We start from the raw sequence: 14,976 nt of genomic DNA on the forward strand, positions 1-14,976 counted from the left end.
TACGTACCGTCATCCAACTGTAAGAGTGCGCAAGGTATGCTGGAAAATTTGAATCATTCATTGTTTAACTGGATTAATGCCACGCCTGCGTCGCCGCAGTGGAGCCTGTCGCTGGCGACGTTTATCGCCCAGGATCTGATTTTCATTATTCCGGCGCTGACCGTCGTACTCTGGCTGTGGGGACCCCAGGCGCAGATAAGCGCGCGTCGTCAGCTGGTCATTAAGGTCGCGATGGCGCTGGTCATCAGTATGGCGCTGTCGTGGGTCATCGGCCACGTCTACCCGCATAACCGACCGTTCGTTGACGGTGTGGGTCATACCTTCCTGCAGCACGCGCCGGATAACTCCTTCCCCAGCGATCACGGCACCGCCATTTTTGCTTTTTCACTGGCCTTTTTGTTCTGGCATCGCCTGTGGTCAGGCCTGGCGCTGCTGGTCGTCGGCGTCGCCATCGCCTGGTCCCGCGTGTACCTTGGCGTCCACTGGCCGATGGATATGGTGGGCGGGTTCCTCTCCGGCCTGAGCGGCTGCCTGATAGCGCAGTGGCTGTGGCTCTCCTTCGGCACCGCGCTGTACCAGCGCCTGCAGCAGCTCTACCGCCTGCTGTTTTCCCTGCCGATTCGTAAAGGATGGGTGCGTGACTAACCTCTGACGCGCAGGTAAAATTACCGCCTGGCCCTCGCCTGCCGCGAGGGCAATTGTAGAAACAGGGGCGATATGGAAACTCGGCGCGAAGAGCGAATCACGCAGCTTATTCAGGCACTCAAACGCAGCGATAAGCTGCATCTGAAAGAGGCTGCGGCCCTGCTTGGCGTCTCCGAGATGACCGTCCGCCGCGACCTCAACAGCCTTGAGGGGCCTGCCGTGCTGCTCGGCGGCTATATCGTGCTGGAGCCGCGAAGCGCAAGCCACTACCTGCTCAGCGATCAAAAAACCCGCCTTGTCGAAGAAAAACGCCGGGCCGCCCGCCTGGCGGCGAAGCTGCTTAAACCGCACCAGATGGCCTTTTTCGACTGCGGCACCACCACCCCGTGGATTATTGACGCCATTGATAACGACATCCCTTTTACCGGCGTCTGCTATTCGCTGAATACCTTTCTGGCCCTGCAGGAGAAACCGCTGTGTCGCGCCGTACTCTGCGGCGGCGAGTTTCACGCCAGCAACGCCATCTTTAAACCCCTCAGCCTTGAGGACACGCTCAACCACCTGTGCCCGGATATCGCCTTCTACTCGGCCGCGGGCGCGCATGTTGAGCAGGGTGCGACCTGCTTTAATCTGGAGGAGCTGCCGGTTAAACAGTGGGCCCTGCGCCGCGCGCAGTATCACGTGCTGGTCGTGGATCACAGCAAATTTGGCAAAGTACGTCCGGCGAGAATGGGGGCGCTGCAGAGCTTTAACGTAATCGCCAGCGACCGCAGCCCCGATGAGGCGCTGACGGCGCTGGCTAAGCAGCACAAGATTACGCTGCTGTTCGATCCATCATGAGAACCAGCTGCCGAACCACTGGTGGAATTTCATCAGCACGAAATCAACCATCCGGCTGAAGAAACCGCCTTCCTTGACCGCTTCCATCACGATGAGCGGGCGCTGTTCAACGGTCTGGTCGTTGAGTTTAAAGTCGATGGTGCCGACGACCTGCCCCTTCGCCAGCGGCGCGGTGAGCTGCGTTTCATTGAGCGTGTAGCTGGCCTTCAGGTTTTTCAGCTGCCCGCGCGGTAGCGTAATCGACCCCGCTTCCCCGGCGCCCAGCTTGGCCTGACTGGCATCGCCATACCAGACGCGCTGCTCAACGAAGGTCGCGTCCGGTTTAATCGGCGTCACGGTTTCGAAGAAGCGGAAGCCCCAGGTCAGCAGCTTTTCAGATTCATTAAAGCGGATACGGTCCGTTTTGGTGCCAAGCACCACCGCGATCAGGCGCATATCGCCCTGTATGGCGGAAGAAACCAGGTTATAACCCGCCCCGGCCGTCGTCCCGGTTTTCACCCCGTCCGCATTCAGGCTGGCGTTCCACAACAGACGGTTGCGGTTTGGCTGGCGAATCTTGTTAAAGGTGAACTCTTTTTCTTTGTGGATAGCGTACTCATCCGGTACGTCGTGGATCATCGCCCGGGTCAGCAGCGCCATATCGCGGGCGGTGCTGAACTGCCCCGGCGCGTCCAGGCCATGGACGGTCTGGAAGGTGGTATTGGTCAGGCCAAGCTTCTGCGCATAGCTGTTCATCAGGCCGACAAAGGAGTCCTGGCTGCCGGCGACATAGTCCGCAATCGCAATGCTGGCATCGTTACCCGACTGGATAATTACCCCTTTATTCAGGTCCTCAACCGACACCTGATCGCCGGGTTTGAGGAACATCACCGACGAACCGCGCAGCGCCGGGTTGCCGGTCGCCCAGGCGTCGCGCCCGATGGTGACGCTGTCCGTCAGCTTAATTTTCCCTGCTTTTAATGCCTGGCCTACCACATAGCTGGTCATGATCTTCGTCAGGCTTGCCGGATCGAGTTTTTCGTCAGCGCTTCCTTCGCTCAGGACTTTCCCGCTGGCGTAATCCATCAGGATCCAGGCTTTTGCGTCCACCGGGGGAGGGGCAGGCATCTGAACCTGCTCTGCCGCCTGCACCGCAGGGGCAACGAAGAGTAATAAAAGAGAGCCTGCCGCCAGGCCGCGAAAAGAAACAACATTACGCGTCATAAGAGCCACCCAAGTATCCATTCCAAAAAACACGCCACGTCACCGAAACCGTGCTACAGCAAACGGTGAGTAATAGCGTACAAATGACCTTAAAGAAACAATGCGTTGGTAAAGTTTTTAAAGTTTACGCAATAACGCCGCCTTGTGCTGAATTACACACAATTTTTTTCGTGATGGTTGCCTGAGAATTTACTTTACCCCACCATGGGCGCTCAACAACATCGTTACGCAACCGGGAGTGATTCATGATTACGCTGTGGGGCAGAAACAATTCGACGAACGTCAAAAAGGTGCGCTGGATTCTGGAAGAGCTGGAACTGCCGTATAACCAGATCCTGGCGGGAGGTCAGTTTGGTCTCAATCATGACCCGGCGTTTTTATCCAAAAACCCCAACGGCCTGGTGCCGCTGCTGGTGGATGACGAAACGCAGATAACCCTGTGGGAATCAAATACCATCGTCCGCTATCTCGCCGCTCAGTACGGGCAAAATCGCCTGTGGGTGGAGTCTCCGGCACAGCGCGCCGAAGGTGAAAAGTGGATGGACTGGGCGAATCAGACGCTGTCGCCTGCGCACAGGGTGATTCTGATGGGGCTGGTCAGAACTCCGCCGGAAAAACGCGACATGGCCGCAATTGACGCCGCCATCGCGCAGTGTGAATCGCTGTTCGTCATGCTGGATGATGCGCTGGCGCAATCGCCATGGCTCTCCGGTCGCGAATTCGGTCTCGGCGACCTCGCCGTCGCGCCCTTTATCTACAACCTGCTGGAAACCGTTCACCGCTGGCAGCCGCACCCTAACCTGCAGCGCTGGTACCAGCAGTTGGCCCGCCGCCCGGCTTACCAGAACGTCGTGATGATCCCGGTATCCTGAGGCGTGCGTTAAGCATCAATACGACAAAACAAGGGGGAGCTCGCTCCCCCTTGACGTTACACCCGCACCATCGGCGCGGGAGCATTCATATCCTGAATGCTGTTATCCAATGTGGTCAGGCAGCGCCCGAGTGTCTCTACGTTAACAGCAATATACAAAGGGCAATCATGGTGCCCGGTCATCAGACAAACGGCGGCAGACGCCATGGCCTCTCCGGCCATATGTAACGCCTCTTGCTGCTGCGGCGTTACCGAGGGTGCAATGAGCGCGCGTTTATCGCGCAGTTCAGCACAGAGCTCAAACAAGTTATCACGCAGATGGTCATTCTCGCTGACTGACATATATCCTTTCGCACGCCGGAGCTGGAGGTACGCTGCAATATCGATACGGGCGTTCACCAGCTTGTCCATGAGGTTGCGTTTCAGTCTGTCAACGTTCATGCATTTCCCTCCTGTGTTGTCCATTACCACTGTTATAGTATGGTCATTTTCTGAACAGAATGATGCGCAAGGTCAATATTTAATCATTGATTAACAATTTTATAAAAAGTCTTTATTACAGAGTAAGTTATTAACGACCTGTCGATATTATCAACATTCGTTGAGGATTCATTTGGGTAGTTGAATAGTTACTTTACGAAACTATTGGTATAGTGCCCCCGTCTCCTGTTCCGACGGTGCTGAAATGTTCAAGAAAGGGTTATCGGTCATGCTGCTGCTGGGCGCGCTGTTCTCCGGGCAAGTGCTGGCGAATCGCCAGGGGCATGAGTATTACAAAATTCAGAATGCCGACCATCAGCTGCGGCACAGCGCGGACAGCGATGATATTCGCGCCCGCGCTCAGGAGGTCGCCGACGATCTGCGGGAGAATCATCACTGGGTCAAATCCCGCAAACCAGAAACGCACTCTCTCTGACCCGCCCCCCGATGCCGGGAGGCGTCGTCTTACGGCAGCTTTTGCAGGATCTGCCAGGCGGCGCTCACCCGCGCCGGATTCGGATAATTCTTATTCGCCAGCATCACAATACCGACTTTCTTTTCCGGGATGAAAACGATGTAGGCGCCAAAACCGTTGGTACTGCCGGTTTTGTGCAGCCAGGTCGCCGCCGTTACCGGACGCGACGGCGACAGCCGTTTCGCCGGGCGCGCTTTGAGCGCCAAATCGTTACCGCTGGCGGTAATCACCTTTTCGGCATCGGCAGGCCACGGATACATTTCCCAGCCCAGTCCCTGGTACATATCGCCAATTTTGTAGTACCCCGTTTGCGCAATAGCGATAGCCTTCGCCAGCCCCGCTTCTTTCGCCGCCAGCGCCTCAGGGTCGATATTCGCCTGCATAAACGCCGCCATATCCTTCACGGTGGTTTTGACGCCGTAGGCCTCCGCGTCAAGCATGCCCGGGCTCACCCGCACAGGCTGGCCGTTACGATATCCCCAGGCATAGTCTTTTTCCGCCTCTGCCGGTACGTTTATCCAGGTATGGTTCAGCTGCAGCGGCGTGAAAACGTGCTGCTTCATGAACGCGTCAAACGACAGACCGCTGTTCTTCACCGCCAGAGCGCCAAACAGGCCGATACTGGCATTGGAATACTGGCGCTGGGTTCCTGGCGTCCACTGGGGTCGCCAGTGCTGGTAGTAGAGCCATAGCGCGTCGGTATTATCGACATCATCCGGCACCTGAAGCGGCAGACCGCCTGCGGTATAGGTGGCCAGCTGCAGCATGGTTATCTTCCGCCACTGCGGCGAGGTCAGCTGCGGCGCATAGCGGGCGACGGGGTCATTGAGACGCAGAATACCGCTTTGTACGGCGTAACCGCCGGCAATGCCGGTAAAGGTTTTACTGACCGACCCCAGCTCAAACAGCGTATCGTCCGTGACCGGACGCTGGTTTTTCACGTCGGCCAGTCCGTAATGGTAAATGTGCGTTTTACCGTCCACGATCACGGCAACCGCCATCCCCGGGATGTCCTGCTGTTTCATCAGCGGCGTAATGGTGCTGTTCACCAGCTCATCGAGGTTTTGCGTCTTTTCCGCCATCGCGGTGTTTGACGCCATCAGCAGCGCGGCGGCCATCACCAGCGGGGCGACAGGTCGTGTACTCCACATAGCGCTGCCCTGTGTGTTCGTCATCTTTTCTCCTCGAATTCTCATGTGAACGCATGTTGCCTGCGCCATTAAGCCGAAAAGCCCGCCCGGGCGCAATTCTTACGTGAAATTTTCCTGCTGATTGCCCCGCGCCCCGCCCACGCGCTGTGGGGCGGTACGCATAAGCGTCTGCTGCATGCTATTTTTGATAGACGCTCACGGTGGCTATGCTGACGCTCAGGGGTTTTATGTCTACGATTCCCGTTTCGGAAAAAATTTGTTCACTGAGCAAAATTGATCTGAATTTGCTGACTATTTTTTGCCTGATATATAGCGCAGGAAGCATTAGCAAGGTGGCCGATATGCTGGAGATTTCCCCCTCTGCGATCAGCCAGTCATTGCGAAAGCTGCGTGAAATGATGGGTGATAATTTATTTGTCCGCCGCGGTAATATTCTTTTACCTACCGTATTCTCTGATGAGCTTTATGATAATATCATCCCGCTCATTGACGAATTATCTGCTGTATTACCGATATCTTCACTGGCCCCAAAGAAAAGGCTGACATTATATACAGAATCCTTTATCTCTCCGCTTATTGTCCCTGAATTGACCGAAAAGATTATCTCGATGGATGCCAATATCAGCCTGCTGCACCGCACCGATGACCTGAGCGAAGCGCGGATTATCGAGCTGCTCAATATGCGACAGGCGGACGTTGTTTTTTCAATTTTTGACATTGAGAACGGCAATATCAGCTGCCAGAAGGTCAGCAACATCAAGCTGGTGCTGGTCGCCTCTCAACACAATACGCTCTATGACGATACCATCACCGAAGCGATGATCAGAGATGCCTGTCTGGTGGGTTATAATACGAAAAATGAGAAGATCATTTATTATAGGACTCTCTTTGATAAAAAATTCCGTTCCAATGAGCGTTGCCTGCTCACGACGTCCTTTGCCTCTATTTTAATGATCGTCTCGAAAACCAATTGTTTAGGTATCATTCCCGAAAAAGCGTTTGCGACCTATGCTGACATGTACCACTTAAAGAAATTAGAGCCACCTTTTCCATTACCACAATTCAGTATTTATGCCGCATCAAGGAAGGAAATAAATAAACTGCTCTTTTCAGTGCTGGTCGATATGCTGGCGGCGGTACCCGGATGATGTCGTTGGGTAAAATAACTGAGTATGGTGGTGTAACGCTTAGTACATCTTTATTTTCTGCGGTTTGTTTGTCTTGTTGACGATGTTTAACTCGGCGATAAGTTTCGGACGAGTCAGTCCGGTGGCGACAACGATACAAAGTAAATCAACGCCGTTTGCATGCAGCGTTTTTGCCATTTGCAACTTTGACTGTAAATAAATATCTCTCATTGGGTGCCTCATGATAGTTAATGAGCAACAATAGTACAATATTTGACCACTCCATCCAATAAGCAGCGCTTAAAGCTGGGATTAGTAACACTAATGGGCTATGCGGGACAGGCACCGTCCGCAAGCACACAGATCCTGTATAAATCCGACGAGGAAATCTGTACAATCCCTGCCCTGACCATTCCAATAATTGAACATTTTTTAAGCTATGAGCAATGTAACGCAGCAGCCGAAGATCGGCTTCGTCTCCCTGGGCTGTCCCAAAAACCTCGTCGACTCTGAGCGCATCCTCACCGAGCTGCGTACCGAAGGCTACGACGTGGTGCCAAGCTACGATAACGCCGATATGGTTATCGTTAACACCTGCGGCTTTATCGACAGCGCGGTGCAGGAGTCCCTGGAGGCTATCGGCGAAGCGCTGAAAGAGAACGGCAAAGTGATCGTCACCGGCTGCCTGGGCGCCAAAGAGGATCAAATCCGCGAAGTGCATCCGAAAGTGCTGGAGATAACCGGGCCGCACAGCTACGAGCAGGTACTGCAGCACGTGCATCACTACGTGCCGAAGCCGCAGCACAACCCGTTCCTGAGCCTGGTGCCGGAACAGGGCGTGAAGCTGACGCCGCGTCACTACGCTTATCTTAAGATTTCCGAAGGCTGCAACCATCGCTGCACCTTCTGCATCATTCCGTCCATGCGCGGCGACCTCGACAGCCGCCCGATCGGCGATGTGCTGGCCGAAGCCAAACGCCTGGCGGACGCTGGCGTCAAAGAGCTGCTGGTCATCTCTCAGGATACTTCAGCCTACGGCGTCGACGTGAAGCACCGTACCGGCTTTTACAACGGCGAGCCGGTGAAAACCAGCATGGTCAGCCTGTGTGAGCAGCTGGCGAAACTCGGCGTCTGGGTGCGTCTGCACTACGTCTATCCGTACCCGCACGTGGACGACGTGATCCCGCTGATGGCCGAAGGCAAAATCCTGCCGTACCTCGACATCCCGCTGCAGCACGCCAGCCCGCGTATCCTGAAGCTGATGAAGCGCCCGGGCTCCGTTGACCGTCAGCTCGCGCGCATTAAGCAGTGGCGCGAAATCTGCCCGGAACTGACCCTGCGCTCGACCTTTATCGTCGGCTTCCCGGGCGAAACGGAAGACGATTTCCAGATGCTGCTCGATTTCCTCAAAGAAGCGCGCCTGGACCGCGTCGGCTGCTTTAAGTACAGCCCGGTCGAAGGCGCCGCCGCGAACGAGCTGGCCGACCAGGTGCCGGAAGAGGTAAAAGAGGAACGCTGGAACCGCTTCATGCAGCTGCAGCAGCAAATTTCCGCCGAGCGCCTGCAGGAGAAGATCGGTCGCGAAATCATGGTTATCATTGATGAAGTCGACGAAGAAGGCGCCATCGGCCGCAGCATGGCGGATGCCCCGGAAATCGACGGCGCGGTGTACCTGAACGGTGAAACGCGCGTCAAGCCGGGCGACGTGCTGCGCGTTAAGGTCGAACACGCCGACGAGTACGATCTGTGGGGTAGCCGGGCCTGACCCCCTCTGTAAACCCTCTCCCCCGGAGAGGGTTTACACCCTACCCCTTAATCTTCGGGTCCAGCGCGTCGCGCAGCCCATCCCCCAGCAAATTGAACGCCAGCACCGTCAGAAAAATCGCCAGCGCCGGAAACAGCGCAACGTGCGGCGCAATCACCATATCGGCCCGCGCCTCGTTCAGCATCGCGCCCCACTCCGGCGTCGGCGGTTGCGCGCCCAGCCCGAGAAACGACAGGCTGGCGGCGGAGATAATCGACACCCCGATGCGCATGGTGAAATAGACCACAATCGACGACACCGTTCCGGGCAGAATATGGTGGAACAGAATGACGCCGTCGCTGGCGCCGATGCTGCGCGCTGACTCGATAAACGTCTGCTGCTTAAGCACCAGCGTGTTGCCGCGCACCAGGCGGGCAAAGGCCGGTACCGAGAAAATCGCCACCGCGACGATCACGTTCGCCATGCCGCTGCCCATCACGGCCACCACCGCAATCGCCAGCAGAATGCCGGGAAAGGCGAACAGCACGTCGCACAGACGCATGATAATGCGATCCCACCAGCCCTCGTAGTATCCGGCCACCAGCCCCAGCACCGTACCTATCGCCGCGCCGATCAGCACCGCAAACACCCCGGCGGCCAGCGAGATCTGCGCGCCGACCAGCACCCGGCTGAAGATATCCCGCCCCAGCGAATCGACGCCGAACCAGTGCAGCAGCGACGGCCCTTCGTTCAGACGGTCATAGTCAAAATAGTTTTCGGCATCGAACGGCGCTATCCACGGGGCGATGATCGCCACCACAATCAGCAGCAGGACAAAGATCCCCGCCGCCATCGCCACGGGCTGGCGGCGAAAACGCCGCCAGAACTCATGCCACGGCGTTCGCACCTGGCCCGATGTCAGCATCGGCATCGCGTTCATTACCGCCTGGCGCCGCCAGTTAAACAGTCGCACCTTACTTGTACCTGATCGTCGGGTTGATGGCCGCATAGAGCACGTCCACCACCAGATTAATAAGAATAAACTCCAGCGAAAACAGCAGCACTTCCGCCTGGATCACCGGATAATCGCGCATTTCCACCGAGTCCACCAGCAAACGCCCGAGTCCCGGCCAGTTAAACACCTTTTCCACCACGATAGAGCCGCCGAGCAGAAAACCGAACTGCAGCCCCATCATCGTCACCACCGGAATCATCGCATTGCGCAGGCCATGTTTGAGCACCACCCGCGTTTCGCTCACCCCTTTCGCCCGGGCGGTGCGCATATAGTCCTCATTCAGCACCTCAACGAACGACGCGCGGGTAAAGCGCGCCATTACCGCCGCGACCGCTGCGCCGAGCGTAATGGAGGGGAGGATGTAGTGCCGCCAGCCGTCGGCGCCGACCGTCGGCAGCCAGCCCAGCTCGACCGAAAACACCTGCATCAGCAGCATGCCGAGCGCAAAGGCCGGGAAAGAGATGCCGGTGACCGCGATCGCCATGCCCAGACGATCGGGCCAGCGGTTGCGCCAGACCGCAGCGGCCACCCCCATCGCCATGCCGAAAATCACCGCCCACGCCATACTGGTCAGCGTCAGCCAGAGCGTCGGCAGAAAGCGGCTGGCTATCTCTTCGGAAACGGGCCTGCGCGAGACCATCGAAATGCCGAAATCCCCCTGCAGAACGTTGCCGATATAGTTCCAGAACTGGACGTGCAGCGGCTGATCCAGCCCCAGCTGGTGCCGCACCAGTGCTACCACCTGGGCGTCAGCCTCCGGCCCGGCCGCCAGCCGCGCCGGATCGCCCGGCAGCATGTGCACAAACAAAAACACCAGCACCGCCACAATCAGCAGGGTCGGGATCAGCCCCAGCAGTCGCTTAATGACATAGTTGAGCATTACTTCAGGTCGGCCTCCTCAAAGCTAAACCCGGTATCCGGCATAATGTAAAAGCCGGTGAGGTTTTTACTGTGCGCGGACACCAGTTTCTCCACCACCAGCGGCACCCACGGCGATTCTTTCCAGATGATATCCTGAGCGGCTTTATACAGTTGCGCCTTCGCCTGCGGATCGCTGGTTTTCAGCGCGTCGGTCAGGTCTTTATCCACCTGCGGATTGCTGTAAAACGCGGTGTTAAACAGCGTCGGCGGCCAGTTTTGCGAGGCGAACAGCGGCGACAGCGCCCAGTCTGCCTCTCCGGTGGAGGCCGACCAGCCGGTATAGAACATCCTGACGCCGCTCTCTTTCTGGTCCTTACCCTCAACCTGCGCCGCGCGCTGGCCGGCATCCATTGCGGTCACCTGCGCCTTAATCCCCACCTGCGCCAGCTGCTGCTGGGTAAACTGCAGCACCTTCTGCGCGGTGCTGTGGTTATGCGACGACCACAGCGTGGTGCTAAAGCCGTCCGGGTAGCCCGCCTCTTTCAGCAGCGCCCGCGCTTTCGCCGGATCGTACGGCCACGGCTGATACTGCTGGGCGTAGGCAATCGACGGCGGCACCACGCCGGTCGCCGGCGTGGCGTAACCGGCGAAGGCGACTTTCACCAGCGCCTGGCGGTTGATGGCGTAGTTGATGGCCTCGCGCACCTTCGGATTATCAAACGGCTTTTGCGTCACGTTCATGCTGATATAGCGCTGCATGATAGAGGGGCTCGCCACCAGCTCCAGTTTGCTGTTGTTCGCCAGCAGCGCCGCCTGCTCATAAGGGATGGGGAAGGCAAACTGCGCCTCGCCGGTCTGCAGCATCGCCGCGCGGGTATTGTTATCGACAACCGGACGCCAGGTGATGGTGTCCAGCTTCGGCAGCCCCTGCTGCCAGTAGCCGGGGAATTTCTTCACCTTCACAAAATCGGTCTGGTTCCAGGTGTCGAGCTGATAGGGCCCGGTGCCGACCGGATGAAAGCCGATTTCATTGCCATATTTCTTCAGCGCCGCCGGTGAGATCATCGCCGTTGCCGGATGGGCAAGAATATTGATAAACGCGGAGAACGGCTGCTTAAGGGTCACTTTTACCGTCGACGGGTCGACCGCCTCAGTGCTGGCGATGTCTTTGTACAGGTTGTAGCGCTTAAGGTGGCTGTCCGGATTGCTGGCGCGATCGAGGTTCGCCTTCACCGCCCCGGCGTTAAAATCGGTGCCGTCCTGGAACTTCACCCCCTGACGCAGCCTGATGGTATACACCAGGCCATCCGCCGATACGGTGTAGCTGTCGGCCAGCACGTTAATCAGCTTCATGTCTTTATCGAGACCAAACAGCCCCTGATAGAACGATTTGGCCACCGCCTGCGACAGCGTATCGTTGGCGTCATATGGGTCCAGGGTGGTGAAGTTCGAGCCCACCGCCACCACCACATCTTTGGCCGCAAACGCCGGGGATGCCGCCAGCGCGGAGAGTGCGCCGAGCGCCAGCAGCCATTTACCAGAAACGCGTTGTGTCATGTTGTTCTCCTGAAGTTATAAGCGCGACAGCGCGCTGACGGCATCCTCACGCGCCACAAAGTGGCCGGGGCTGACCTGCTGCAGCGGAACGCTGGCAATCTCTTCCCCCCGCCGATAGATGTTTCCGGGCAGCTCGTCCGACAGCAGCACGCGCTGCGGACGCTGGTGCGTCGGGTCGGCCACCGGAACGGCCGCCATCAGTTTGCGGGTATACGGGTGCTGCGGGTTCTCAAATACGGCGCGGCGCGGCCCCATCTCCACGATCCGCCCGCGGTACATCACCGCCACGCGATGGCTGATGCGTTCGACCACCGCCATATCGTGGGAAATAAACAGGTACGCCATGCCCATCTCCCGCTGCAAATCCAGCAGCAGGTTGATGATTTGCGCGCGAATCGACACGTCCAGCGCCGAAACGGCCTCGTCGGCGATCACCACCTTCGGGTTGAGCGCCAGCGCTCTGGCAATGCAAATCCGCTGACGCTGGCCACCGGAAAACTCGTGCGGATAGCGCCAGGCATGCTCCGGCAGCAGGCCGACGCGCTCCAGCAGCCACGCCACCCGCCGCTGGGCATCTTCCTGCGACATCACCCCGTGCACCCGCAGCGGCTCCATCACCGAGTAGCCCACCGTCTGGCGCGGGTCGAGCGACGCCCACGGGTCCTGGAAAATAAACTGAATATCGCGGCGCAGCGGCTGAAGCTGTCCGGCTTTCAGCGTATCGATGCGCTCGCCGTTGAAGACTATCGTGCCGCTCTGCGAGTCCACCAGCCGCAGCAGCGCGCGCCCGGTGGTGGATTTACCGCACCCGGACTCGCCCACCAGCGACAGCGTTTCCCCGGGCCAGAGATCGAAGCTCACCTTCTCCACCGCATGAACTTCGCGGGTAATGCGGTTTAACAGCCCGCTGCGCAGGGGAAAGCGGGTCACAAGGTCGCGCACCTGCAGGACAGGCTCGCCGGGGATAACGGTATTCTGCTCCGGCTCGCGCTCGGGCGCGTGCGTCGCCGCATTGATAAGCGGGAATCGGCGCGGCAGGTCGCAGCCCCGCATCGCCCCCAGCCGCGGCACCGCCGCCAGCAGGTCGCGGGTATAGGGATGCTGCGGCGCGCTGAAGATCTGCTCCACGCTGCCGGTTTCCACCGCCTCGCCCTGGTACATCACCAGCACGCGATCGGCAATATCCGCCACCACGCCCATATCGTGGGTGATAAAAATCACCCCCATCGACATCTCTTTTTGCAGCACATCGATAAGCTGGAGGATCTGCGCCTGAATGGTGACATCCAGCGCCGTGGTCGGCTCATCGGCGATCAGCACCGCCGGGCGGCACGAGAGCGCCATGGCGATCATCACCCGCTGGCGCATCCCGCCGGAGAGCTGGTGCGGGTAGCGGGAAAGTACGGTTTCCGCCTCCGGAATACGCACCAGGTCGAGCATCTTTTTCGCTTCCTTCAGGGCCTCGTCCCGCCCGAGCCCCTGGTGCAGCCGGACGGATTCCGCAATCTGCGCGCCGACGGTAAACACCGGGTTTAGCGACGTCATCGGCTCCTGAAACACCATGGCGATATCGGCTCCGCGTACGCGGCGCATTTGCGAAGGCGACTGCGCGTTGAGCTCAATCACCTCGCGATTGCGCCGCCGCAGCAGCACGCTCTCGCAGTCGACGTCCGCCGCGGTGTTATCCAGCAGGCGCATCAGCGCCAGCGCGGTGACCGATTTGCCCGACCCCGACTCGCCGACAATCGCCAGCGTTTCGCCGCGTTTAAGCGAAAAAGAGAGATGACGGACCGCGGACACGGCCTGCCGCTCCTGCTGAAAGCGGATACTGAGATCGCGCACCACCAGCACATCGCTGGCATCGATTTCATGACTGTGCGGCACAGCGGCTACTCCTGGTCCCGGTAAATGCCGACGGAAGGCGTGTCGCCCGCGTAAGCGTATGCGCGGTACATACCTTCGCTGTTAAACGGCAGCGCCACATTGCCTTCGCGATCGATGGCGATAGCGCCACCGCTGCCGCCAAGGGCCGGAAGTTTTTCCAGAATCACCCGCTCGCAGGCCTCCTGCAAGCTCAGATTGCCGTACTCCATCAGAGCGGAGAGGTCATACGCCGCCAGCGTACGCATAAACACCTCCCCCGTGCCGGTACAGGAGACCGCCACGCTAGCGTTGTTGGCATAGCAGCCCGCGCCGACGATTGGGCTGTCGCCCACCCGTCCCGGCAGCTTGTTGGTCATGCCGCCGGTCGAAGTCGCGGCGGCCAGATTACCGGCATAATCCAGCGCCACCGCGCCGACGGTCCCCATTTTGCTGCGCTCGTCGAGCGGTGCGCCGCTGTGGTCGAGCGCCACCTGCTGCGCCTCGCGGGCCTGTAGCAGCTGAGCATAGCGCGCGTCCGTGGAAAACAGCGCATTGTCGACGCGCGCCATGCCGTGACGGATGGCGAACGTTTCCGCGCCTGCGCCGATCAGCAGCACGTGCGGGCTCTTTTCCAGCACCAGCCGCGCCGCCAGCACCGGGTTACGCAAATGCTGGATCCCGGCCACCGCGCCCGCCTGCAGGGAGTAACCGTCCATCACGCAGGCGTCAAGTTCGTGGGTTTCATCGGCGGTAAAAACGGATCCGATTCCGGCGTTGAACAGCGGACACTCCTCCAGCAGCCGCACCGCTTCGGTCACGCAGTCCAGCGCGCTGGCGCCGTTTTCCAGCATTGACTGCCCGGCGCGGACAATCGTAAACAGCGCCTGCACATATTCCTGTTCGCGCGCGGGCGTCAGCATCGCCCGGCTAATGGCGCCAGCCCCCCCATGAATCGCAATCACCGCTTTTATCATCGTCGTATTCCCTTCAGATCCCGGCCCGCATTTTTCTATGAATATCATTATTGTGCGGACACTCCTAGACGATTTTTGAATATAGAAAGAGCCGTTGCTGATGTAAAGGTTACGCCGCAGGTGGCATACAGTCCGGCGGTTTTTTCTGCCATAATGGGCGGATTAGACGA

The 14,976-nt window shown here is 58.5% G+C and carries 15 protein-coding genes; 6 read left to right on the plus strand and 9 right to left on the minus strand.

The genetic code is table 11. The features are described from left to right. The first annotated feature begins 36 nt into the window (after positions 1–36). Entirely contained in the window at positions 37–645 is a 609-nt protein-coding gene (gene ybjG, locus ENTCL_RS14780) for an undecaprenyl-diphosphate phosphatase (RefSeq protein ID WP_013366951.1), read from the plus strand. A 72-nt stretch (positions 646–717) separates the two neighbouring features. After that, positions 718–1,485 carry a DNA-binding transcriptional repressor DeoR gene (gene deoR, locus ENTCL_RS14785; protein WP_013366952.1) on the plus strand — a complete coding sequence of 256 codons (768 nt, stop codon included), beginning with the start codon at positions 718–720 and terminating at the stop codon, positions 1,483–1,485. On the opposite strand, the gene dacC is transcribed toward deoR, so the two are convergent. Continuing rightward, positions 1,480–2,688 carry a serine-type D-Ala-D-Ala carboxypeptidase gene (gene dacC / locus ENTCL_RS14790; protein ID WP_013366953.1) on the minus strand — a complete coding sequence of 403 codons (1,209 nt, stop codon included), beginning with the start codon at positions 2,686–2,688 and terminating at the stop codon, positions 1,480–1,482. The two genes, deoR and dacC, sit on opposite strands and share 6 nt — an antisense overlap. A 245-nt stretch (positions 2,689–2,933) precedes the next feature. Here dacC and ENTCL_RS14795 point away from each other — a divergent pair, with 245 nt between their 5' ends. Then, positions 2,934–3,560, plus strand: a complete 627-nt coding sequence (locus tag ENTCL_RS14795) for a glutathione S-transferase family protein (RefSeq protein WP_013366954.1) — start codon at positions 2,934–2,936, stop codon at positions 3,558–3,560. A gap of 56 nt (positions 3,561–3,616) precedes the next feature. Here the strand turns inward: ENTCL_RS14795 and ENTCL_RS14800 are convergent, their stop codons facing one another. Then, entirely contained in the window at positions 3,617–4,000 is a 384-nt protein-coding gene (locus ENTCL_RS14800; RefSeq protein WP_013366955.1) for a biofilm formation regulator BssR, read from the minus strand. A gap of 244 nt (positions 4,001–4,244) precedes the next feature. On the opposite strand from ENTCL_RS14800, the gene ENTCL_RS14805 reads away from it, so the two are divergent. Beyond that, entirely contained in the window at positions 4,245–4,475 is a 231-nt protein-coding gene (locus tag ENTCL_RS14805) for a DUF2554 family protein (protein WP_013366956.1), read from the plus strand. 29 nt (positions 4,476–4,504) lie between these two features. On the opposite strand, the gene ampC is transcribed toward ENTCL_RS14805, so the two are convergent. Next, positions 4,505–5,665, minus strand: coding sequence for a class C beta-lactamase (ampC, locus tag ENTCL_RS14810; protein WP_044612151.1), 1,161 nt, complete (start codon positions 5,663–5,665; stop codon positions 4,505–4,507). 227 nt (positions 5,666–5,892) lie between these two features. On the opposite strand from ampC, the gene ENTCL_RS14815 reads away from it, so the two are divergent. Continuing rightward, positions 5,893–6,813 (plus strand): LysR family transcriptional regulator, encoded by a 921-nt coding sequence (locus ENTCL_RS14815; RefSeq protein WP_013366958.1) that lies wholly within the window; start codon positions 5,893–5,895, stop codon positions 6,811–6,813. A gap of 39 nt (positions 6,814–6,852) precedes the next feature. Here ENTCL_RS14815 and ENTCL_RS23760 read toward each other — a convergent pair whose 3' ends face one another. Next, entirely contained in the window at positions 6,853–7,023 is a 171-nt protein-coding gene (locus ENTCL_RS23760) for a hypothetical protein (protein ID WP_013366959.1), read from the minus strand. A gap of 208 nt (positions 7,024–7,231) precedes the next feature. On the opposite strand from ENTCL_RS23760, the gene rimO reads away from it, so the two are divergent. Then, positions 7,232–8,557, plus strand: a complete 1,326-nt coding sequence (gene rimO / locus ENTCL_RS14820; protein WP_013366960.1) for a 30S ribosomal protein S12 methylthiotransferase RimO — start codon at positions 7,232–7,234, stop codon at positions 8,555–8,557. Between the two features lie 40 nt (positions 8,558–8,597). Here the strand turns inward: rimO and gsiD are convergent, their stop codons facing one another. The 5 genes from gsiD to iaaA are packed head-to-tail and all read right to left on the minus strand — an operon-like array spanning position 8,598 to position 14,806. Then, the gene (gsiD, locus tag ENTCL_RS14825; RefSeq protein ID WP_013366961.1) at positions 8,598–9,509 is read right to left on the minus strand and encodes a glutathione ABC transporter permease GsiD; all 912 of its coding nucleotides are present in this window, start codon (positions 9,507–9,509) and stop codon (positions 8,598–8,600) included. A 1-nt stretch (position 9,510) separates the two neighbouring features. Beyond that, positions 9,511–10,431 (minus strand): glutathione ABC transporter permease GsiC, encoded by a 921-nt coding sequence (gene gsiC / locus ENTCL_RS14830; protein ID WP_013366962.1) that lies wholly within the window; start codon positions 10,429–10,431, stop codon positions 9,511–9,513. After that, complete coding sequence (gsiB, locus tag ENTCL_RS14835) at positions 10,431–11,969, minus strand: glutathione ABC transporter substrate-binding protein GsiB (RefSeq protein WP_013366963.1); 1,539 nt, start codon at positions 11,967–11,969, stop codon at positions 10,431–10,433. Before gsiB ends, gsiC begins: the two co-directional genes overlap by 1 nt. 15 nt (positions 11,970–11,984) lie before the next feature. Further along, on the minus strand, positions 11,985–13,853 hold the full coding sequence (gene gsiA / locus ENTCL_RS14840; protein WP_013366964.1) for a glutathione ABC transporter ATP-binding protein GsiA: 1,869 nt from the start codon (positions 13,851–13,853) through the stop codon (positions 11,985–11,987). A gap of 5 nt (positions 13,854–13,858) precedes the next feature. Further along, positions 13,859–14,806, minus strand: coding sequence for a beta-aspartyl-peptidase (iaaA, locus tag ENTCL_RS14845; protein ID WP_013366965.1), 948 nt, complete (start codon positions 14,804–14,806; stop codon positions 13,859–13,861). Between the last annotated feature and the right edge of the window lie 170 nt (positions 14,807–14,976).

Origin of the sequence: [Enterobacter] lignolyticus SCF1, from assembly GCF_000164865.1 — a bacterium.
In the GTDB taxonomy this organism is placed as follows: domain Bacteria; phylum Pseudomonadota; class Gammaproteobacteria; order Enterobacterales; family Enterobacteriaceae; genus Enterobacter_B; species Enterobacter_B lignolyticus.

Bases quoted from the DNA above. Each gene is read 5' to 3' on its own strand.
- ybjG (WP_013366951.1), top strand. From the start codon at position 37: ATGCTGGAAAATTTGAATCATTCATTGTTTAACTGGATTAATGCCACG.
- deoR (WP_013366952.1), top strand. From the start codon at position 718: ATGGAAACTCGGCGCGAAGAGCGAATCACGCAGCTTATTCAGGCACTC.
- dacC (WP_013366953.1), bottom strand. From the start codon at position 2,688: ATGACGCGTAATGTTGTTTCTTTTCGCGGCCTGGCGGCAGGCTCTCTT.
- ENTCL_RS14795 (WP_013366954.1), top strand. From the start codon at position 2,934: ATGATTACGCTGTGGGGCAGAAACAATTCGACGAACGTCAAAAAGGTG.
- ENTCL_RS14800 (WP_013366955.1), bottom strand. From the start codon at position 4,000: ATGAACGTTGACAGACTGAAACGCAACCTCATGGACAAGCTGGTGAAC.
- ENTCL_RS14805 (WP_013366956.1), top strand. From the start codon at position 4,245: ATGTTCAAGAAAGGGTTATCGGTCATGCTGCTGCTGGGCGCGCTGTTC.
- ampC (WP_044612151.1), bottom strand. From the start codon at position 5,665: ATGTGGAGTACACGACCTGTCGCCCCGCTGGTGATGGCCGCCGCGCTG.
- ENTCL_RS14815 (WP_013366958.1), top strand. From the start codon at position 5,893: ATGTCTACGATTCCCGTTTCGGAAAAAATTTGTTCACTGAGCAAAATT.
- ENTCL_RS23760 (WP_013366959.1), bottom strand. From the start codon at position 7,023: ATGAGAGATATTTATTTACAGTCAAAGTTGCAAATGGCAAAAACGCTG.
- rimO (WP_013366960.1), top strand. From the start codon at position 7,232: ATGAGCAATGTAACGCAGCAGCCGAAGATCGGCTTCGTCTCCCTGGGC.
- gsiC (WP_013366962.1), bottom strand. From the start codon at position 10,431: ATGCTCAACTATGTCATTAAGCGACTGCTGGGGCTGATCCCGACCCTG.
- gsiB (WP_013366963.1), bottom strand. From the start codon at position 11,969: ATGACACAACGCGTTTCTGGTAAATGGCTGCTGGCGCTCGGCGCACTC.
- iaaA (WP_013366965.1), bottom strand. From the start codon at position 14,806: ATGATAAAAGCGGTGATTGCGATTCATGGGGGGGCTGGCGCCATTAGC.